Raw genomic sequence first — 22,594 nt, 5'->3', positions numbered from 1 at the left:
GTTAGTGAAGTACGTGCGTTCCATTATGCGGGTGTGGTCTTTAGGCGCGCAATAGGTGAGAGGTGTAATACCGGAAATGGCAAGGGATCGTCGTTCCGCACGCGGTAGTCGTCGCCGAGTCGGTCTGCTGTTCGGGAATTTGCTCGCGGCCGCTGTGGAGTCCGCCGCCGACGCCGTCGCCATCCGGTTCAACCCTTCGGGCGATCCGTCCGACGACAAGCAACTGACCTATCGCGAACTCGACGAGTTGTCCTCGCGCGTGGCGCGCGAACTCATCGAACATGGGGTCGGCGCGGGCGATGTGGTGGCCATCGGTATCGCGCGCAGCATCGAATCCGTGCTGGCCGTGTGGGCGATCGCGAAAACCGGCGCCGCGTACGTGCCCGTGGACCCCGGCTATCCGGCCGACCGGATCGCGCACATCCTCTCCGATTCCGGTGCCGTCCTCGGGCTTACCACTGCGGCACACCGGCCGGTGCTCGGCACGACTGTGGACTGGATCGAACTCGACGATCCGGTACACGCTGGGCGCATCGCCGAACGCCCGGCTCATCCGATCTCCTACACCGACCGGGTCCGTCGACTCGACGAACGCCACCCCGCCTATGTCATCTACACCTCGGGATCGACCGGACGGCCCAAGGGCGTCGTTGTCACGCACGGCGGCTTGGCCGGACTGGTCGCCGCGCAGCGCGAACAGTATGCGGTTACCGGGGAGTCGCGGGTCCTGCATGTCTGCTCGCCCAACTTCGACGTTTCGGTGCTCGAGCTCCTGCTGACCTTTTCCTCCGGTGCGACATTGGTGATCGCGCCGCCGTCGGTCTTCGGTGGGGCCGAACTCTCGGATCTGCTGCGACGCGAGCGCGTCACCCACATGCTCATCACCCCGGCCGCCTTGGAATCGGTGGACCCGGACGGCCTGGACGAGCTGCGCGTTGTCGTGGTGGCCGGCGACAAGTTCGGACCGGAGCTGGTCGGCCGCTGGGCTGGCGAGCGTGCGTTCCACAACGGCTACGGGCCCACCGAAGCGACGATTCTCGCCACCAGCACACCGCCGATGGCACCGGGTGAGCCCATCACGATCGGTACGGCCATCGCGGGTATCGGTGCCTTCGTCCTGGATGCCCGGTTGCGCCCGGTGCCCGCAGGGGTGATCGGCGAACTGTATCTGTCGGGTCCCGCCTTGGCGCAGGGCTATCTCGGTCGGCCGGGCCTGTCCGCCGAGCGCTTCGTGGCCAGCCCATTCGGCGCCGATATCGGCACGCCGGGCGCGCGGCTGTATCGCACCGGCGATCTGGTGCGGCGCACCGAAGAGGGCGGCGTCATCGAGTACCTGGGTCGCTCCGACTTCCAGGTGAAGATTCGCGGCTTCCGCATCGAACTCGGCGAGATCGACAACGCGCTCACCGGTCATCCGGATATCGACTTCGCGGCGACCCTCGGCAAGACGCTGCCATCGGGTGCGACCGCGCTGGTGGCCTATGTGCTGCCGAAGGCGGGGGCCGCGGTGGACACCGAGGCGCTCGGCGAATTCCTCGGCGAGTCACTGCCCGCATACATGATTCCGGCCGCCTTCGTCGTGCTGGACGAGATCCCGTTGACCCCGGTCGGCAAGCTGGACCGGGCGGCACTGCCCGAGCCGGTCTTCGCTCCCCGCGAGTTCCGCGCGGCGGAGACGCCGGTCGAGGAGATCATCGCCGAGGTATTCGCCGAACTGCTCGGGGTCGAGCGCATCGGTCGCGACGACTCGTTCTTCGCATTGGGCGGCGATTCGATCCTGTCGATCCAATTGGTCTCGCGCGCCAAGGCACGCGGTGTGGTCTTCACCGCCGCGGAGGTTTTCGAACATCGCACGGTCGCGGCCCTGGCCGAGATCGCCACCTCGGCCGACGCGGTGGAGCAGCAGCTGCTGGCGGAACTGCCCGGCGGCGGGGTCGGCGAACTGCCGTTGCTGCCGATCATGGCGGCGATGCTGCCCAGCGACTCGTCGTATCAGCGGTTCTCGCAGACGATGGCGCTGCGGCTGCCCGACGATATCGACCGGGAGACCCTGGTCGCGACGCTCGGCGCCGTCTTCGACCACCACGACATGCTGCGCGCTCGGTTGCGCGAAGCCACCTCGGACAACCCTCGGACCTTCGAGGTCTTGGAGCCGGGCACTATCGACGTCGACGCGCTGGTGCATCGGGTAGAGGTGCCCGACGATATCGACGATGCGGAGTTGTCGCGGCGGGCGAGTGTCGAGTACGACGCGGCGCTGGGCCGACTCGATCCGGCGAATGCGGTGATGGCGCAGTTCGTCTGGTTCGCCTTCCCGCAGGGCGGCCGCCGTCGTGATGTCTTGCTGGTCGTCGCGCACCACATCGTGGTCGACGGAGTGTCCTGGCGGATTCTGATTCCGGATCTGGCGATGGCGTGGTCGCAGCTGGCGGCGGGACAGCCGGTGGCGCTGCCCGCCAACGGAACCTCGATGCGGCGCTGGGCGCACGCCTTGCGCGATGCGGCGCAGGATCCGGTCCGAGTCGCGGAACTGCCGTTCTGGCAACAGATTTCCGATACCGAGGATCCGCTGTTCGGTGCCCGCGCGTTCGATCCCGCGGTGGACACCTTCGGCACCGTCGATCGCGTCGAGGTGACGGTGCCCGCCGAGGTGACCGATGCGCTGCTGACCGCGATCCCGGGCCGGTATCACGGTGGTGTCAACGACGGCCTGCTCTCGGCGCTGGCGCTGGCGGTGAGCAAGTGGCGTGGCGAGAGTGCGGGCGGTACCGCGCTGGTCAAGCTGGAAGGCCACGGCCGCGAAGAGGGGCTGGTCCCCGGTGCGGATCTGTCGCGGACGGTCGGCTGGTTCACCAGCGCCTTCCCGGTCCGGCTCGATCTCGCCGGCGCCGATGTCGCCGAGGCCTTCGCGGGTGGAAAAGCCTTGGGCGACATCGTGAAATCGGTGAAGGAGCAGTTGCTCGCGGTCCCCGACAAGGGCCTGGGCTACGGCCTGCTGCGCTACCTGAACCCGGAGACCGCCGCCGAACTGAGCGGTGCCCCCCAGGTCAGCTTCAACTACTTGGGTCGGGTGTCGACGGGGAAGATTCCGGAGGGCCTCGGTGCCGTGGGTTGGGTGCCGGTCGGGGATCTGGGTCAGCTGGATGCCGAGATGGATCCGGATATGCCCGCCAACGGCGTGATCGACATCAACGCGATCGTCACCGACGGCGCGGACGGACCACAACTCGGTGCGTCGTTCGCCTTCCCGCGTGGATTGTTGTCGCGGGAAAGGGCACAGGAGTTCGCCGATCTGTGGGTCGCGGCGCTGCACGCACTGGCCGAGCACGCGCGGCATCCGGATGCCGGTGGGATGACGCCATCCGATCTGCCGTTGGTCACGGTCAGCCAGTCGGATATCGAAGTGTGGGAACGGAATTACCCGGCAGTGTCGGATGTGTGGCCGCTCTCGCCGCTGCAGTCCGGTCTGCTGTTCCACGCACAACTCGCCGAGTCGAGTATCGACGTCTACACCTCCCAGGCGACGGTCGATTTGGGCGGCATCGTGGATGCCGATCGACTGCGGGCGGCGGCCCAGGCCATCTTGGACCGCTATCCGAATCTGCGCACCGCATTCGTCACCGGCGCCGACGGACACGCCGTACAGGTGGTCCTGGATCGGGTCGAAGCACCATGGCGGACAGTGGATCTGACGCATCTGCCCGAATCGCAGCGGCTGGCGGAACTGCGGCGGCAGGTGGCTGTTGAGCGGGAGACCGGCTTCGATATGTCGGCCCCGCCGCTGATGCGATTCACCCTGTATCGCACCGATCAGTGGCATCTGGTGATCACCACCCATCACATCTTGCTCGACGGCTGGTCGATGCCGCTGCTGATGCGCGATGTGCTGGTGCTCTACGCGACCCGGGGCGATCGGTCCGCGCTACCGCGGGTGCCGTCCTACCGCACCTTCCTGAGCTGGCTGGCCGGTCGGGATCGGGAGGCGTCGCTGCGGGTGTGGGAACAGGCGCTGTCCGGTGTGACGGAGCCGACGCTGCTCGCCCCGCAAACGCGGAGGGTCGACGGCCATGGCAGCGGCAAGGTGGTCACCGAGATCGACACCGAGCGCACCCGCCGGATTTCGGAGCTGGCGGCCGAACTCGGCGTCACCGTGAACACCGTGCTGCAGGCGGCATTGGGCATTCTGCTCGGGCGTTTCACCGGTCGCGACGACGTGGTGTTCGGCACCACGGTGTCCGGACGTCCGGCCGAGTTGTCCGGCGTGGAGTCGATGGTCGGTTTGTTCATCAATACGCTTCCGGTGCGTGTGCGGGTCGACGGCCGGTTGGCGGTCGCCGAGTTCTTGCGGACGCTGCAGCGCGAGCAGGCCGGTCTGCTCGACCACCACTATGTGGGGCTCACCGATATCCAGCGGATCGCCGGTGCCGGAGCGCAATTCGATACCTTGCTGGTCTTCGAGTCCTACCCGATCGACCGGGATGCGATCGCCGCCGCCGATTCCATCGACGGCATGTCGGTGACCGCCGTCGGTATGGAGGACGGTGCGCACTACCCGCTGACGCTGGTAGCGGTAGCGACGTCGACGATCGAGCTGACGTGGCGGTATGCCGGTGGCGGCTTCACCGCTGACGCGGTGGACACCCTTGCCGCGCGGCTGGGCCGGGTGCTCGACGCGCTGGTCGGCGATCCCGCGGCCCAGGTCGGCGATATCGATATCATGCTGTCCGACGCCGAGCGGGATCGAATTCTGCTGGACTGGAACGATACCGGTCATACGGTCGAACCCGAGCTGCTGCTGGACGGCTACCGACGCGCGGTGCTGGCGCATCCGGATCGGGTCGCGGTGGCCTACGAGGGCGCCGAACTCACGTACGGGGAACTCGACGACCGGGTGAATCGCCTTGCCCGCCTGCTGATCTCGCAGGGAGTGGGAGCGGAATCGCTGGTCGGTCTCGCGGTCCGGCGCTCGCTGGATCTGGTCGTCGGCATGTACGCGGTGCTCACCGCGGGTGGTGCATACGTACCCGTGGACCCGGATCATCCGGCCGAGCGCGTCGAGCACGTGCTGACCGCGGCGCGGCCGGTGTGCGTGCTGACCACGACCGCGGACGCCGTTCCGGTGCCGGACGGAATTCCATTGCTGCACATCGATACCGCGGATCTGGACGGAGTCGCCGGTACCCCGCTGGAGGCCGGGGAGCTGCTGCGCCCGGTGCGCCCGGAGAGCCTGGCGTATGTGCTGTTCACCTCCGGCTCCACCGGACGGCCCAAGGGCGTCGCGGTTTCGCACCGGGCCATCGGTAACCATCTGGCCTGGATGCAGTCCCGGTATCCGCTGCATGCCGACGATGTGTACCTACAGAAGGCCGCCTTCACCTTCGACGCCTCGATGTGGGGCTACTTCATTCCGCTGCGACTCGGCGCCAAACTGCTGATGGCCACCCCCGACGGCCATCGCGATGCCACCTATATCGCCGAAACCATTGCGGCGCAGAAGGTTACCGTCACCGACTTCGTGCCGTCGATGCTCGCGGTGTTCGCCGCCCACACGCCCGCCGGTGCCATTCCGACACTGCGGCACATCATCGTCGGCGGCGAGCTGCTGCCCGCGGAGACCGTGGCCGCGGTCCGCGCGGTGTGTGACGCGTCGGTGCTCAATGTGTACGGCCCGACCGAGACCGCGGTCGCCGTCACGACCTGGCTCGCGACCGCCGACGATCAGGGCGGCCTGCCGATCGGATCGCCGGTATGGAACAGCCGCCTGTACGTGCTGGATGCCCGCCTGCGGCCGGTGCCCGCCGGGGTCACCGGTGAGCTCTACCTCGCCGGTGATCAGCTGGCCCGCAGCTATCTCGGGCGCGCGGATCTGACCGCCGAACGGTTCGTGGCCAACCCCTTCGGAACCGGCGAGCGGATGTACCGGACCGGCGACCTGGTGGCCTGGAGCGCAGCCAGTGTCCTGAAATACCTGGGCCGCACCGACTTCCAGGTGAAGCTGCGTGGACAGCGCATCGAACTCGGCGATATCGAGGCGGCCCTGCTGGCGCAGCCGTCGGTGAACCAGGCGGCCGTCCTGGTGGTTCCCACCGAACTCGGTGACCAGCTGGTGGCCTACGCGGTCCCGGTGCCCGGGGCGCACCTCGAGGTGGAGCCGCTGCGCGCCGCGCTGGCGGGCACACTGCCCCCGTACATGGTTCCGGTCACGATCGTGGAGCTGGGCGAGTTCCCGCTCAGTACCGCGGGCAAGCTGGACCGCAAGGCGCTGCCGCGGCCGACCCTGGCGGGCCGGGAATTCCGCGCGCCGTCCACTCCGCTCGAAGAAATCGTCGCTGGCGTGTTCGCGGAGGTGCTCGGGGTGGACCGGGTCGGCGCCGACGACGACTTCTTCACCCTGGGCGGCAACTCACTGGTCGCCACCCAGGTCGTGGCCCGGCTGAGTGCGGCGTTGGGCGCGCGGGTGCCGGTGCGCATGCTGTTCGACGCACCGGTGGTCGCCGACCTGGCTGGGCGTATCGTGCCGGATTCCGAGCATGCGGATCGGCCGCCGTTGACGCGGGCCGTGCGCCCGCAGCGCATCCCGCTGTCATTGGCGCAGCATCGGATGTGGGTACTCAACCAGGTCGATACCGAATCCCCGTCCTACAACCTGCCCTTCGCCATCCGGCTCACCGGCACTCTGGACGTGCCAGCACTGCGCGCGGCCGTCGCCGATGTATTGGAGCGGCACGAGGCGCTGCGCACGCGCTTCCCGGTCGACGGTCCGGACGCGACGCCCCGCCAGGACATCATGTCCGTGGCCGAAACGCTGCCGAACGGGCTGGAGGTCGAAGCGACCGCGGACCCGGATCGGGTCGCGGCGCTGTTGTCCGCCGGATTCGATGTCACCGAGCACCCGCCCGTGCGCATCCGGTTGTTCTCCGACCCGGCCAGCGACGAGCATCTGCTCGTCCTCGTCACGCACCACATTTCCGCGGATGGTGTCTCGCTGGCACCGCTGGCTCGGGATCTGGCGACCGCCTATCTCGCGCGCACGGCGGGGATCGCCCCGGGTTGGGCTCCGCTGCCAGTGCAGTACGCCGATTTCGCGCTCTGGCAGCGCGCGGTCATCGGCACCGAGGACGACGAGAACTCCATAGCCGCACAGCAATTGGCGTACTGGCGGCGGCAGCTGGCCGGTGTGAGCGAAACCGCGCGGCTGCCGCTGGACCGTCCGCGTCCGGCGCAGGCGTCGATGCGCGGTGGGGCCACCGAAATCGCCGTGCCCGCGCAGGTGCACGCCGGTCTGGCCGACCTTGCGCGCCAGCACAATTCGTCGTTGTTCATGGTCGTACACGCCGCGCTGGCCGCATTGCTCGCGCGGCTGTCCGGCGGCTCGGATATCGCGATCGGCACCCCGATCGCGGGTCGTGGTTCGGCCGAACTGGACGATCTGGTCGGCATGTTCGTCAATACGCTGACTCTGCGCACCGATGTCGATCGCGACGCTTCGTTCGCGACATTCGTCGAGCAGGTCCGCGAGACCGACCTGTCCGCCTTCGCCAATGCGGAGATCCCGTTCGAGCGGGTGGTCGAGGAGGTACTGCCCGCCCGGGCCGTCTCGGCGAATCCGCTGTTCCAGGTGATGCTGTCGTTCCAGAACATCGAGCAGCCGACACTGGAATTGCCCGGGCTAACGGTCTCGGCCGTCGATACCGGTGAGATCGTCGCGAAATTCGACCTGCAGGTGATCGTCGAGGCGCGCCAGCACGACGATGGCAAGCCGGGCGAACTGGTCATCGGCTTCGCCTATGCGACAGACCTTTTCGAGGAAGCGACCATTGCGGGCCTCGGCCGCCGATTCGAGCGGATCCTCGCCGCTGTCGCCGCCGATGCGCAGGTGATCGTGGGTGCCATCGACATCCTCGACGAGGCGGAACGGGACCGGGCGCTGGCCGCGCCCGTACGGACCGCCGATCCAGCACCGGCCGAACAGACCACGCTGCTGCCGCAGCTGTTGGCCGATGCCGTTGACACCAATCCCGATGGTGTCGCGGTGATCTTCGCCGATGCCGCCGAGCAGCTGGCCGAATGGGAGTACGTCGACCTCGACGAGCGCTCGAGCAGGTTGGCTCGACTGCTGATCGACCGTGGCATTGGTCCGGAGGACCTGGTCGCGATCGGCATTCCGCGTTCGCCGGAGTCCGTGCTCGCGGTGTGGGCGATCGCCAAGACCGGCGCCGGATTCGTCCCGGTGGACCCCAACTATCCCGTCGAACGGGTCCGGCACATGATCGCCGATTCGCATGCGGTGCTGGGGCTTACGGTCACCGAGGTCGGCCCTGACCTGCCCGACGAGGTGCAGTGGCTGACCATTGATGCCGAGGATATCGATCGGCGACTCGATGACTACAGCGCTGATCCGGTGACGGATGCGGATCGGTTGCGGCCGTTGCGCGCCGCGCATCCGGCCTATGTCATCTACACCTCCGGATCGACCGGTAAGCCCAAGGGCGTGGTCGTCACGCAGGCCGGTTTGTCGAGTTTCTGCGCCGAACAGCGCGAGCGCTACCGGGTGACGAGCAGTTCGCGCACACTGCATTTCGCATCGCCGTCGTTCGACGCATCGGTGCTCGAGTTGCTGTTGGCCGTCGGTGGCGCCGCGACCATGGTGGTGGCCGCGCCGACGGTATACGGCGGCGACGAGCTGGCCGCGCTGCTGCGCCGGGAGCGGGTGACGCATGCGTTCATCACGCCCGCGGCGCTGGCGTCCGTCGACCCGGCGGGCCTGGACAAGCTCCGCGTCGTCATCGCCGGAGGCGAGGCCTGCCCGCCGGAGCTGGTGCGGCGTTGGACGATTCCGATCGCCGGGCGGCGTACCCGTGAGTTCTACAACGGGTACGGGCCGACCGAGACCACGATCATGACCAATATCAGCGCGCCGCTGGTGCCCGGCGAGACCGTCACCATCGGCGGGCCGATCCGCGCCATTACCGAGTACGTACTCGACGAGCGGCTCTCGCCGGTGCCGGACCGTGCCGTCGGCGAGCTCTACATCACCGGTGCGCAGGTGGCCCGCGGCTACCATGAGCGCCCCGCGCTGACCGCCGCCCGGTTCGTGGCCAATCCATTCGACCGGGACGGTGCCAGGCTGTACCGGACCGGCGATCTGGTCCGCCGGACGGTCGACGGTGCGCTGGAATATCTGGGTCGCAACGACTTCCAGGTCAAGGTCCGCGGCTTCCGCATCGAACTCGGCGAAATCGACGCCGTGCTCGCGGCGCACGAAACCGTTGACTTCGCGGTCACCATCGGTCACGAAATCGCCAGCGGTGCAACAATTCTCGTTTCCTATGTGCATGCCGCCGCCGGTGCGACGGCCGATGCCGACGAGCTCACCGCATTCGCTGCGAACAGCCTGCCCGCGCATATGGTGCCGACCACTGTCATGGTGCTCGACGAGATTCCGCTGACTCCGGTCGGCAAACTCGACCGTGCCGCCCTGCCCGCGCCGGTGCTGCACACCAGGGCCTACCGTGCTCCGTCCGGGCGTTGGGAAGAGCTGGTGGCGAGCGTATTCACCGAATTGCTCGCGCCGTCGACACCGGTCGGTGCCGACGACGACTTCTTCGAATTGGGTGGCAACTCGCTGATCGCCACCCGGCTGGCGGCGCGGCTGGGTGCGGCATCCGATACCAGGGTGCCGGTGCGCCTGCTGTTCGAGGCGTCGACGGTGTCCGCGCTCGCGGCCAGGTTGAGCGAGAACGAGGCCGGAAGCGACCGTCCCGAGTTGGTCGCGGGTCCGCGGCCGGAGCGGATTCCGCTCTCGGCGGCGCAGCAGGCGATGTGGTTCCTCAACCGCCTGGATACGTCCTCGTTGGCTTACAACGTGCCGATGGCGGTGCGCCTGACCGGTGCTGTCGATACGCAGGCGCTGCGGGCGGCGATCGGCGATGTGGTGACTCGTCACGAGATTCTGCGCACGGTATATCCGCCCATCGATGCGGGCCCGGTGCAGGTGATCCTGCCTGCGGCGCAGGCGATTCCGCCGATGCTGGTGCAGCGCATCGACCCGGCCGAAATCGTGGACGCGGTGGCCGCGTTGGCCAGGACCGCCTTCGATCTGACCGTCGAGGTGCCGGTCCGGATCAGCCTGTTCGACCTCGGCGATGGCGCGAACGGTCGCGAATACGTGCTGGCGATGGTCGTGCACCACATCGCGGGTGACGGTTCGTCGATCGGCCCGCTGGCCCGGGATCTGATGACCGCGTATGTGGCACGCAGCGCCGGACAGTCGCCGAATTGGGCTCCGCTGCCGGTGCAGTACGCCGACTACAGCATCTGGCAGCGCGAACTGCTCGGTGCCGAGGACGATCCGGAATCGTTGGCGGCCAAGCAGATCGGGTATTGGCAGCAGGAATTGGCCGGGTTGCCCGAGCAGCTCGACCTGCCCTCGGATCGGCCAAGGCCGCTGGTGCGTTCCTACGCCGGTGGCCAGGTGGCGGTGCGGATCGACGCCGAAATCCACAGCGCGCTGGCCGAATTGGCGCGTGCGCAGGGTGTCACGGTGTTCATGGTCGTGCACACCGCACTCGCTGTGCTGCTGGCTCGGCTGTCCGGGACCAACGATATCGCCATCGGTACGCCGATGGCCGGACGCGGTGACGCCGTGCTCGACGACCTCATCGGTATGTTCATCAATACCCTGGTATTCCGAACCCGATACGACGGCGGCGCGCCTTTCGCGGACCTGCTCGCCCGGCAGCGCGAGACCGATCTGCAGGCGTTCGCGAACTCGGATGTGCCGTTCGAGCGCTTGGTCACTGTGCTGAACCCGGTGCGCTCGCCCTCGCGGCATCCGCTCTACCAGGTGGGGCTGTCGTTCCAGAACCTGGACCGCGTCGCACTGGAACTACCGGGGCTGACCGTCGCGAGTTTGGATATCGGTGTCGAGGTATCGCAGTTCGATCTGCACTGGTACATCGGCGACTCCTACGATGAGGCGGGCACGCCGCTGGGTATCGGCGGCATGGTCACCTACGCCGCCGATATGTTCGACCCCGCCACCGTGCAGGGTTTCGTGGACCGGTTCGCGCGCCTGCTCACCGCCATCGCGGGTGATCCCGGTGTGGTGGTGGGCGAAATCGATCTGACCGAGGCGACCGAACGCGCCGCGCTGCTCTCGGATGCGGCCGAAACGGCGCACCCGGTATCGGCGGATTACCTGCTCACCGGCTACCGCCGTGCCGCGGCGACGACACCGGATGCGGTGGCCGTCGTGCACGACGAGACCGCCTGGACCTATCGGGAATTCGACGAGCGCGTCAACCGCATCGCCAGGTACCTGATCGCCCAGGGCGTCGGCCCCGAATCCGTTGTGGCGCTGGCGATACCGCGTTCACCGCAGCTGGTCGCCGCGATGTATGCGGTGCTGTCCGCGGGCGGCGCGTATCTGCCGCTGGACCTCGACCATCCGGCCGACCGGATCGGGTACATGGTGGCGACGGCCGAGCCGGTCTGTGTACTGACGACCGATGGCAATTCGGTACCCGTCACCGGAGTTCCCGTCATCGATATCGATGCGCTGGATCTGTCCGAATACTCCGGCGAGCCGATCACCTTCGGTGAGTTGCGTGCGCCGCTGCACGCCGATCATCCCGCGTACGTGCTGTTCACCTCCGGCTCGACCGGTCGCCCCAAGGGTGTCATGGTCTCGCACGGCGCGATCACCAACCAGATCGAATGGATGGTGGACCAGTACGGGTTCGGTCCCGAGGATGTGTATCTGCAGAAGACGGCGACGACCTTCGACGTATCGCTGTGGGGCTATTTCGCTCCGCTGTGGGTCGGCGCGCAACTGGTGCTCGCCGCACCGCACGGACAGCGCGATCCGGGCTATATCGCCGAGCTGATCGCCACCCACCGGGTGACGGTCACCGATTTCGTTCCGTCGGTACTGCAGGTCTTCCTGGCCGCTGCCCGGGTGGAGCAATTGGCCTCGCTGCGTGCGGTGTTCGTCATCGGTGAGGCCTTGCCGCCCAACACCGTCGCCGATTTCGCCGCGCTGTCGGATGCCGGACTGCACAACCTGTACGGTCCCACCGAGGCGGCGGTATCGGTGACGTATCGCCCCGCCTCCATCGATGACCGATTGACGGTGCCGATCGGTGTATCGCTGTGGAATACCCGCACCTATGTGCTGGATTCCCGACTGCATCTCGTACCCGCCGGTGTCGTCGGCGAATTGTATTTGGCGGGAAGCCAATTGGCGCGCGGCTACCTCGGCCGTGCCGACCTGACCTCGGATCGGTTCGTCGCCGACCCGTACGGCCCGGCCGGTGCCCGGATGTACCGGACCGGTGACCTCGTGCGCCGCCGTGCCGACGGCGTACTGGAATATCTGGGACGCACGGACTTCCAGGCGAAGATTCGTGGCCACCGGGTCGAGCTGGGGGAGATCGAGGCCGCGCTGCTGGCGGATCCGTCCGTCGCCCAGGCCGTGGTGGTGGTGGCGAAGTCGGAGACCGGGGATCAGTTGGTCGCCTACGTGGTGCCCGTGACCGAGCTCGATGCCGATGTCCTGCGCGAATCGCTGGCACACGTGCTTCCGGGCTATATGGTGCCCTCGGCCATCATGGTGCTCGAATCCTTCCCGGTGAACAGCAGCGGCAAACTGGATCGGGCCGCGCTGCCGCGGCCGGTGCTGCGCGCCCGTGAATTCGTGGCACCGGCCACCGACACCGAGCGCGCCGTAGCCGAGGTTTTCGCCGAAGTACTCGGCATTGCTCGGGCCGGCGCCGAGGACGATTTCTTCGATCTCGGAGGTACTTCGCTGCTCGCCTTCACCTTGCAGCGGGCGCTGACCACCCGCCTCGGCATCGACGTGCCGATGGCGGCGCTGTTCACCACGCCCACCGTGCGCGGTCTGGCCACCCGCCTCGACAATCCGGAGGAGCCCGCGGCCGTGGTCCCGGGCACCGACATCGCGACGATCACCACCGACGCAGTGCTCGAACCGGAGATCGATGGTGTGGGTCTCGCACCGGCTCGTGCCGAGGCGCAGCGCGACGTACTGCTCACCGGCGCAACCGGATTCGTCGGTGTGCACCTGCTCCGGGAATTGTTGGCCAGCACCGAGGCAACGGTCTGGTGCCTGGTGCGCGGCGACGATAACGAGCGGGCCTACAAGCGGATTCGCGACGCCATGCAGCTGTACCGGATCTGGGACGATGCCTATCAGGGGCGAATCGTCGCTGTCGCTGGCGATCTGGCCGCGCCCGGACTCGGACTCGATCAGTCCGACTGGGCCCGGCTCGCGCAGCAGATCGACACGATCTACCACAACGGAGCCCGCGTCAATCATATCGAGCCGTACACGCGGTTGCGTGCCGCCAATGTGTCGGGCACCCGTGAGGTGCTGCGGCTGGCGACCACCGGGCGGATCAAACCGGTGCACTTCGTCTCCACGGTCAACGCGGTGATTCCGAATGCGCCCGCATCGGATTTCGTCGCCCGTGAGGATGCTCGAGTGCCGGTCGGCGAGGTTTCCGGAAACGGTTATGTAGCAAGTAAATGGGTGGCCGAACAACTGATCCGCCAGGCCGGCGAGCGCGGTGTGCCGGTGAGCATCTACCGTCCCGGCACCGTGTCCGGTGATCCGCGACTCGGCGTGAACAGTATCGACGACTCGTTCTGGAACATGATCCGGGCGGCCGCCATTCTCGGACTCGCCCCGGATATCGGCGATGCCACCATGTCGCTGGTGCCGGTGAACTATGTGGTGGGCGCCATCGTCGCGCTGGCGGATCAGCCGCCGGTCGGCGCGGCCTATCACCTGGTGAACAACCGGCCGGTGGCGATCGGCGATATCTTCGAATCCCTGCGCAGGAATGGGATTCCGATCGAGATCGCATCCATCGAGGAGATCGCGACCAAACTGGCCGAGGAAGCGGCGGCGCGCGATGCGACCGGCGACGATTCGCTGGTGCGTGCCGCCTTGGTCAGCGGCAACTACGGCGGGGCCGCGGCCGCGGTCGAGGACACCAATACCCGACTCGAGTTGGCGCAGTACGGTATCCACTGTCCGCCCATCGATGCCGAGGCCTTGGATGCCTATGTCAGGGCCTTCATCGATGCGGGTTTCTTCCCCGCCCCGAGCGACGTCCAGCTGTAGAGAGGAACTCATGTCCGCCGAAACCCAGTCCCGTCCCGCCGCCGCCTCGGGCACCTTCGCCCTCGGTGGTGACCTACCGGTCACGCGCCTGGGCTACGGCGCGATGCAGCTGACCGGTGACGGTGTATGGGGCGACCCGAAGGACCCGGACGAGGCCGTGCGGGTGCTGCGTCGTGCCGTTGAGCTCGGCATCACCCTCATCGATACCGCGGATTCCTACGGTCCGTTCGTCAGTGAAACGCTCATCCGCCAGGCCCTGCACCCGTATCCGGACGACCTGGTCATCGCGACCAAAGCCGGGCTGGCCCGGCCCCGTCCCGGTGAATGGGTGCCGATCGGGCGCCCCGAGTATCTGCGCCAGCAGCTGGAATTGAGCCTGCGCCATCTCGGCGTCGACCGCATCGATTTATTCCAGCTGCACCGGATCGACCCGCAGGTGCCGCTCGCCGACCAGCTCGGTGAGCTGGCGTCGCTGCAACAAGAGGGCAAGATCCGGCATATCGGCCTGTCCGAGGTCACCGTCGTTCAGCTGGACAAGGCGCGCAAGATCGCCGATATCGTCTCGGTGCAGAACCAGTACAACCTCGCCAACCGCAGTGCGGAGGACGTACTCGAATATGCCGAGGCGAACAACATCGCCTTCATACCGTGGTTCCCCATGGCCACCGGCGATCTCGCCCGTCCGGGCGGTCCGCTGGATTCCCTCACGCGCGAGGATGCCAGCCCGTCCCAACTCGCGCTCGCCTGGCTCCTTCGCCGCTCGCCGGTCATCCTGCCCATTCCCGGCACGTCCAGCGTGGCGCATCTCGAGGAGAACACGGCCGCCGCCACCATCACACTCACCGACGATGAATTCGCCGCACTGTCCGCGGTGAGCACCCCGGCATCCGGGGGCGGCGCACGGGGTTGGCGTTCCCTGCTGCCGAAAGTGTCGCGTAGCTGAGAAGCGCCGGGTTCGCTGCTGAATGCGGCCGGGCTCGGGGCGGCGGACGGGAGTCGGGCAGGCGGCTATAGAGCCCCGGGGACGTGGCCGGAGACCCGGGAGGCGCGGGCGACGTGGCCGGGGCTCCGGAGAGGCGGCCAGAGACTCGGGGAGGCGGCCGGGACTCGGGGACGCGGCTGGGGGCTCCCGGGGACGCCGCTGGGGCTCCCGGGGACGCCGCTGGGGCTCCCGGGGAGGCGGCCGGAACCCCAGGGACGCGGCCAGGAACCCGGGGAATGGGCCGGAGGCCCGGGGAGGGCGGCCAGGGACCCCGGGGAGGACGACGAGGGACCCGGGGAATGGCCGGGTACACGGGGAATCGGCCGGAGACCCGGAACTTGGATCGGGAGCGCCGACACCCGATTTCGATTCCGGCAGACGTGATGGTCACTGACCGATGGCATAGTGCAGCAATCGGATCGACGAGAGCAGCATGATGTACGAAGCACAACTGGTGGCCAATGACGCCGCCTATTACTACTTGGCCCGCTCCGGCCGGGTCACCGACTGGCCGATGTGGTGGGTATTCGACAACGGTGACGCGCCGCTGACCGCTGCCGATATCGCCGACCACATCGGTGAACGAGCCGAACTGCTCGAACCGCTGCGCCGTCGGATCCAGGAGGTGCCCGGCGGGCTCGGGCACCCGTTCTGGGTGGTCGACGACAGTCCGATCGACACCCACATCGTCGCTCATGCTGCGGCACAATTGAATTGGGCACAGTGCCAGGACGAGATCGGGCGCATTCTCGAGCAGCCGCTGGACGCTCGGGTCATGGCCTGGCAGCTCCACGTATTTCCGAACGTCACCGGTATCCCGACGCTGAGTGGCGTGGGCACCGTTGTGCTGATGCATGTCAGTCATGCGCTGATGGCGGGTCCGGCCATGACATCGCTGTCGGAGGCGTTGTTCGCCACGGTGCCGTTGCGGATCGAGGGGCAAGGCCCGGCCACGCAGCGCCCGCGCCCCGCGCTCGCCGCCGTGGCGGGTGCGCTGCGCTGGCCGTTGCAGGCGCTGCGTTTCAATGTCCGCGTCCGACGTGAGATGCGCCGGATCGCCCGCGAAAACGACGACAGCGGGCCGAATGTTCCACCGGTTTCCTCCACCCGGCTCAACCGCCGGATCGGGCCGGGACGCGCCATGCGGACGATTCCGTTGGCGCTGAGCCTCGTCCGTGCGCAGGGGGTTACGGTGACGTCGGTCGGGCTGACGGCGATATCGCACGCATTGCAGCGCTATCTCGAAAAACGCGATGGTAGCTGTCCCGACGATCTCGCGGTATTGGTGACCGTCGCGGTTCCCGACGCGCCGGTAATGGGTGTCAATCGTGTCGGTGCCGATGCTGTCGCCCTGGCAGCGGCGGAACCCGACCTCGCCGCTCGTGCGCGGGCGATCGACGCCACGCTCCGGGCGCGCCGCCATTCGGCGTCGAGCCGCAGGGAACTCAACCGGCTCGCACTCATCGACCTACTGCCGAGCCGCACCTACCGGGCGCGATTCGGTACGTTCGGGCCCGCCGATCCGGACGCTCCTGCGCACGCGCACACGATCCTGACCAGTATCAGGTGCGAGCCGACCGCCGAATGGTCGTTGTCGGGCAAGCCATTTCGCTTCGCGGGCATGCTGCCGCCGGTGTATCCGGAAATCGGTTTGGCACATTCATTCGTCGGCGCTGGCGACAGCTTCACCCTATCGGTGGCATGCGATCCGGCGATCGTCCCCGACCTGGACGATTACTGCGACCTCCTGCGGGAGTCGTGCCGTGAAGTCGCCGCCGCGCTCGGACAGTCGCAGTAACTGGCCGGGCAGCTCTCGTGTGCGGTACCCCATTCGACTCGGCTCTACCACGTCGGCGCAAGACCCAGTTGGAGACGAACGTGCCTACCATGCCACCGGCAGGGCCTTCGGACCGCGAACCAGCAGGCCGGACTTCCACGGCACCTCGTCGGCCGGTACGGCGAGGTGCAGGGTAGGGAACCGTTGCAGCAGTGAGCTGAGCGCTACTTGCAGCTCCACCCTGGCCAATTGCGCACCGAGGCAGTGGTGTGCGCCGTGTCCGAAGGCCATGTGCGGATTGCGTTCTCGGGTCAGGTCCAGTTCTTCGGGATCCGCGAAGACGGTTTCGTCCCGGTTGGCGGCCTGGGTATTGACGAACACCGACTCACCGGAGCGGATCTCGACACCACCCAGCTCGATATCCTCGGTGGCGATTCTGGGAAAGGAACCGCCCGAACCCAATTGGACGTAGCGCAGTAGTTCCTCCACCGCGCTCGGGACGAGTTCCGGCCTGCCACAAAGCAATTCCCAGTGTTCTCGCTCGGTGAGCAGCACATAGGTGAAGTTCGCGATCTGGTTGGCCGTGGTCTCGTGGCCTGCGATGAGCAAGCCGATACCCAGGTTGACCAACTCCTGCTCGCTGAGCCGGTCCTCGTCATCGCGTGCGGCGACCAATGCGCCGAGCAGATCGTCGGTCGGCCGCTCGCGACGCTGCGCCACCAATTCGGTGAGGTACTCCTCCAGGCCCGCGCGGGCGGCGCTGATCTGTTCGCGGGTGTGTGCGGTGGTGGACAGCACCGTATCGGAGAAGTCCCGAAACCGGTGCTGGTCTTGCGGTGGGACGCCGAGCATTTCGCAGATCACGGTTACCGGCAGCGGCAATGCGAGCAGCTGCACCAGATCCGCGGGTGAACCCGATCGCTCGATTTCGTCGAGCCGCTCGTCCACGATCTGCTGGGCGCGCGGGCGCAATGCCTGCACCCGGCGGCCGGTGAACGCCTTGACCACCAGTTTGCGCAGCCGCGTGTGCTCGGGCGGGTCCATACTCAGCAGCGAATCGCGGCGCGCGGGCTCCGGCGTGGTGCGCGGAATATCCTCGCGCTCGACCGCCACGGCGCGACTGAATCTCGGGTCGGCGAGCACCTGTTTGACGTCCTCGTAGCGGGTGACCAGCCAGCCCTCACCGCCATAGGGGAGTCGTATGCGGCTGATCGGCTCTTCTCGGCGCAGCCGCGCGAAGAGCGGGTCCATATCCAGGCGCATCGGGGTGCTGAAGGGAAAGCTGCGGACCTCATGGTCGACGGGCCCACCCGTCGCCCGAACGCCGCCCCACATCGAATCGCCGCGCGATGCTGCCTTCATCTGAACTCCCTTTCGCTACGCGGACGGTAGGTGCCCGAGCGATGTAAGCGAGTGCTTACAACTGATGTTAGGGAGGGTGTGGCGGCCCGTCAACGGGTGAATTCTGTTATGACGGTGGAAATTTCACATCCATCCGCTCCAGCAGTACGTGCGCGGCGCGCAGCACATGCTCGGCAACCGCCGCCGGATCCGCGCTGGCCAACGGATCTCGGCGATGCACCGAGCGAACCAGTCCGATGCCCAGCAACCACGCGAGTAGGAGATCGGCGCGCAACTCGGCATCGGGTCCATCGGTGAGTGCCGAAAGCGCGCTCACATACTCGTCACCCAGTTCCCGTCGCACCGCGGCCGCACCCTCGTCGTGTCCGCTGGAGCGCAGCGCCGCCTGGAGCCAATGTGCCTGTGCCGCAGATCCGGTCGGCTCGAGCGTGCGTGCGAGTAACCGGCCGAGCAATGCCTCGGCAGGTCCCTCCTCGAGTACGCGCCGACCGCGATCCGCTATCGACGCGCGGAACAGCTCGTCCTTATTGCCGAAGTACCGGAACAGGAGCGCCTGATTTACCCCGGCCCGTGCGGCTATCTCGCGCACGGTGGCGCGCTCGTAGCCGCGTTCGGCGAACAGTTCTTGTGCCGCCGCCAATATAGCGAGTCGCGTTGCGGCCGCATCCCTTTTGCGGCCGACCGGCTCGTACTGATCAGACATTCGCCCTCCGGTTGATCTCAGACAGTGCAGCGTAAGTCGCGTTCCCAAAATTGGGAACGGGGATTGTGCAAGCGACCACTTTGTGGCTGTACTGTTGCGCACCTGGCATCGCTGAGAATTGGACCTCGATGTGGTGCTGGAGGCGTCACGATGCGGAAAGGCGTTGGTCGCGCGGTCCTTCGGGTTCCATTGCTCACCTCTTGTTCCCCCTTGCCGGGAGGTGCCGGGGATAACCGCCGCGACCTGCGATGGGTGCCGTTCGTGACCCCACTCCCGGTTGCGGAATCCAGAATTCCGCAACGGGAGTGGGATACCATCTTGCGTCATCGGAAGGACAATTGATGGATGCCCGCGATCGGCGTTTCTTGTTTCGGCCGATGCGGATCCGCTCTTATCATTCGGTCAGCTCGAGGCGTGGGCCGAGATCGTCGCACGGTGTTTGCAGAAGAATGGCGTCGACGCGGGTGACGTGGTGGTCGCCGAGCTACCGAATTCGCCTGCATTCGTGGCCGTAATGTCGGCCGTCTGGAATATCGGCGGGGTATTCGCGCCCGTGGATCCGCGACTGAGCGCACGGCAGAAACAGCAGACTTTTACACTGGCCGCGCCTCGGGTGGTTGTCGCGCCGATCCTCGCTTCGACCGAGTCGCCGACGCTATTGTGGCGCAACCCCTTCGAGCCCCGGCGCAACTCGATTGGATACCGACCCCGCCCACTCCCCGCGGCGGTGGGTGCCGACGATGCCCGCGCCCACGGTGCACGAGGACTACCCGCGACGTGGCGCGCCGGGAAAAGGACGGCCGCCGGCGAATCATGGGATGGCTCAGCGAAATTGCGCACCGCGGCGACCATGCGGTGGCGCCGGTCGATGTGGAGGCGGCCGCAATGTCATCCAGAGCGGCCGGGCAGTGGTAGCGAACCCGATGTCACATCGGTAGCACGGATGTCGTTCGCGGTTCCCGATCCGATTCGGCGGCGCTGTGGCTGTGGCGGTCGGGGGAGGAAGATGTGCGGGCGAATGTCTGCCGCCGAGCGCCGAAGGCTCTGTCGACCGGCGGTCGGCGATCCCGCGCCGCGACTCCATCGGAGCCTCGAGAGCGGGCGACATACCAGGATCGGCGCCGACCCGCGGCAGGGCGGTCGGCGCCGTCGGAGTACTGGGACTGCGGTCGTAGTCGGTCGAGCGTTAACCTCGGCTAGAACGTAGGAATGGCTTTCGACGGTGTGAGGGTACTGCTACCCGTCCAGTACTCTGGCAGTGCCATCTTCTGCAGGATTCCCGATGCCGCCGCGAAGTTTTCGGCTTCGGCGGCCGCTAGGTACTCCCGGCTCAGGTGCACATTGATGAATCTGTTCATCAATGCCGCACGCTCCCTGGTCACGGTGCCGGTCAGGCCTGGCAACGAACTCCCGGTGCCCGACACGACATCCCGAATGGCATGGATGACCGGCTCGGTGGGGTTGTTGAAGTAGTCGCGGAGGAACTGCTGCTCGGGCGCGGTGAAGCTGCTGAACTGCAGATTCGGATCGGCGAAGCGACGTTCCGCGAGCCGATGCGCGGTCCGCTTGAACAGCGCGACATTGGCCGGTGTTTCGCCCAACTTGAGCACACCGAGCGAGGCAATCGCTTGCCCGACATGCTTGTCCCCGTCCCACATATTCGGCCCCCAACTGGTGCGGTAGTTGTAGGCCTTGATGGCGTTGGTGCGCATTTCCTTGTCGGTGAATCCTGCACTGAACAAAGCCGCTTCGGCGTCACCGAGGCTGGCGCCGCGGTCGACCACTCGATCAATCGCGACGGCGGCACCCATCGGTGTGTGCCCATACGTCGCCGCGGCGGACCTGGCGGAGTCGATAATCTGCTCGCGGGTTCGGTAGTAGTTGCGGATCCAGCCGAAACGATCCGCTTCGACCGCCATCCGCATATTCGCCAGCTCGGCTCGTTGCCGCATCCCGGCGCGTGAACTCAACGGTGCTCGTCTGCGGCCCATGAGGTATTCGGTCACCGGCGAGGCGTTCATTGTGTTGAGCGCCGCGAGTCCGGTGACCAGGCGCTGGGTTCCGGACATACTGCCGCCCGCTCCCATCATGGCGCCTCCTCCGCCACTGCCACCACCGGCTTGGGCCACATGTCCGGTCGCGAGCACACCACTGATCCGACCAGCTATCCGGGAGGGAGCGGCGGCAAGGCCGCGGCTGATCCGGCGTAGCAGGACAATTCCGATGATCATGAACGATCCACCGATGAAGATCACCGCGATGCCGTGGCCCTGCGCCTGTTTGAAGACATCGCCGAGGACCAGTGCGTAGATGCCGAGATATACGGTGAACGCGATCATCTTGCCCGCCGATACGAAGGCATCCACCAGATTACGTAGCAGGAAGGTCTGGCTCGGTCCGTAGACGTATCCGCCTGCGGCGAAGCCGAAAATGGCCATGAACGCGTGATAGATCGCCTCCGCCGCGGCCACCACGATCTTTCCGGACAGATACACGCCGAACATCAGCAGGACGGCGGCGAAAACCAGCAACAGTAGGCCGGTGCAGATCTGGCCCGCATTGGGATTCTGGCTCTTGGTGTACGCCGCGACATCGCCGCAACGTTTCAGGCCGGCGGTGACCTTGTCGTCACTACCGGCCAACACCCCGTCCGACCATGCCGCTCGGCACGCCGGTGAGTCGTCCACGACGTGGCCGAAGTTCCACACCTGCAACGGGTAACGCACGAAGTTGTCGGCGAGCGTGCCCTCTATCGAATCGACGACCACGTTCGGGCTCGGGTTCGATTGACCGTTGAGGCCCGCGGCTACCGCCACCCCGACGTCACGTCCCTGTGCGAGCAATCCGTCCGAGGAAAGCACATCGGCCATCGGATGTGCCAGGTAGGGCACGCTGAACAAGGCGACACCGATCATCGTCACGACCTGAAGCGTGGCCTTGGAGAAGTATCCGCGAACGATGAACCAGCCCACGGGTACTGCGCCGATGGTCACCGCAAGCAGAAGGATGACGGGCGTGCCGACTTGTCCGGCGAGCGTGTCGGCGACCCGGGTCAACGGGTCTGCGATCAGGTCGAGCCAGCGAAAGCTCACCACGTACTCGATCACCCAGATTCCGGTGACCTCGGTGGCCATGAACCCCGCGAATTCCAGGTCGAGCGCGGAGGACAACGCGGCATTTCCGGGATGGAGAATACTGCCGTGATCCGTGGCGAAGACATAATTCGCCAGCGGAACTCCATGCGAATCCCGGACATTCATCCAGCCGACGCCATCAATCGTCGACGAGCCGGCGGTCACGGTTCCCGTCTGTGCCGTCGCCACCGCGCCGATCGTCATGGGCACAACGAATAGCAGGAATACGCCGAGCAGCAGCCGGGCCGTTATTCTGCGCAGCCGAGTCGCGCCGACCCAATACCCGGATCGACGCAGCACCGCGCGCGGCCGCCATCGCGCGGTATCCCAGAACTCCAAGTCCGACAATGCATTCAGGCGGTCGATCTTGCCCGATACAAGTCGCGTACCAACGAGATTATCCGATCGCCCGATCACGCATACAAACGTAATCGTTGGTCGAACACCGAAAACCCATTGGGCTCAGGGTGATTCGTATTTAATTCGT

At 66.8% G+C, this 22,594-nt stretch carries 7 protein-coding genes; 4 read left to right on the top strand and 3 right to left on the bottom strand.

Going from position 1 to position 22,594, the window contains the following annotated elements:
• Positions 1 to 76 precede the first annotated feature (76 nt).
• The 3 genes from ACIBG0_RS12830 (at position 77) to ACIBG0_RS12820 (ending at position 16,929) form a co-directional block, all read left to right on the top strand.
• Positions 77 to 14,149 (top strand): amino acid adenylation domain-containing protein, encoded by a 14,073-nt coding sequence (locus ACIBG0_RS12830; RefSeq protein ID WP_397032051.1) that lies wholly within the window; start codon positions 77 to 79, stop codon positions 14,147 to 14,149.
• A gap of 10 nt (positions 14,150 to 14,159) precedes the next feature.
• Positions 14,160 to 15,092 (top strand): aldo/keto reductase, encoded by a 933-nt coding sequence (locus ACIBG0_RS12825; RefSeq protein ID WP_397032049.1) that lies wholly within the window; start codon positions 14,160 to 14,162, stop codon positions 15,090 to 15,092.
• Between the two features lie 472 nt (positions 15,093 to 15,564).
• Entirely contained in the window at positions 15,565 to 16,929 is a 1,365-nt protein-coding gene (locus ACIBG0_RS12820) for a wax ester/triacylglycerol synthase domain-containing protein (protein ID WP_397032047.1), read from the top strand.
• 84 nt (positions 16,930 to 17,013) lie between these two features.
• Here ACIBG0_RS12820 and ACIBG0_RS12815 read toward each other — a convergent pair whose 3' ends face one another.
• Positions 17,014 to 18,270 (bottom strand): cytochrome P450, encoded by a 1,257-nt coding sequence (locus tag ACIBG0_RS12815; protein ID WP_397032045.1) that lies wholly within the window; start codon positions 18,268 to 18,270, stop codon positions 17,014 to 17,016.
• 106 nt (positions 18,271 to 18,376) lie between these two features.
• Complete coding sequence (locus ACIBG0_RS12810) at positions 18,377 to 18,973, bottom strand: TetR family transcriptional regulator (protein ID WP_397032044.1); 597 nt, start codon at positions 18,971 to 18,973, stop codon at positions 18,377 to 18,379.
• A gap of 277 nt (positions 18,974 to 19,250) precedes the next feature.
• Here ACIBG0_RS12810 and ACIBG0_RS12805 point away from each other — a divergent pair, with 277 nt between their 5' ends.
• Entirely contained in the window at positions 19,251 to 20,180 is a 930-nt protein-coding gene (locus ACIBG0_RS12805) for an AMP-binding protein (protein WP_397032042.1), read from the top strand.
• Here the strand turns inward: ACIBG0_RS12805 and ACIBG0_RS12800 are convergent.
• Positions 20,170 to 22,524, bottom strand: coding sequence for a hypothetical protein (locus ACIBG0_RS12800; protein ID WP_397032040.1), 2,355 nt, complete (start codon positions 22,522 to 22,524; stop codon positions 20,170 to 20,172). The genes ACIBG0_RS12805 and ACIBG0_RS12800 overlap by 11 nt on opposite strands.
• Positions 22,525 to 22,594: the final 70 nt, after the last annotated feature.

The sequence above is a fragment of the Nocardia sp. NPDC050630 genome (genome assembly GCF_044457245.1).
GTDB lineage: Bacteria > Actinomycetota > Actinomycetes > Mycobacteriales > Mycobacteriaceae > Nocardia.
This window is presented reverse-complemented; position numbering and strand designations above follow the sequence as displayed.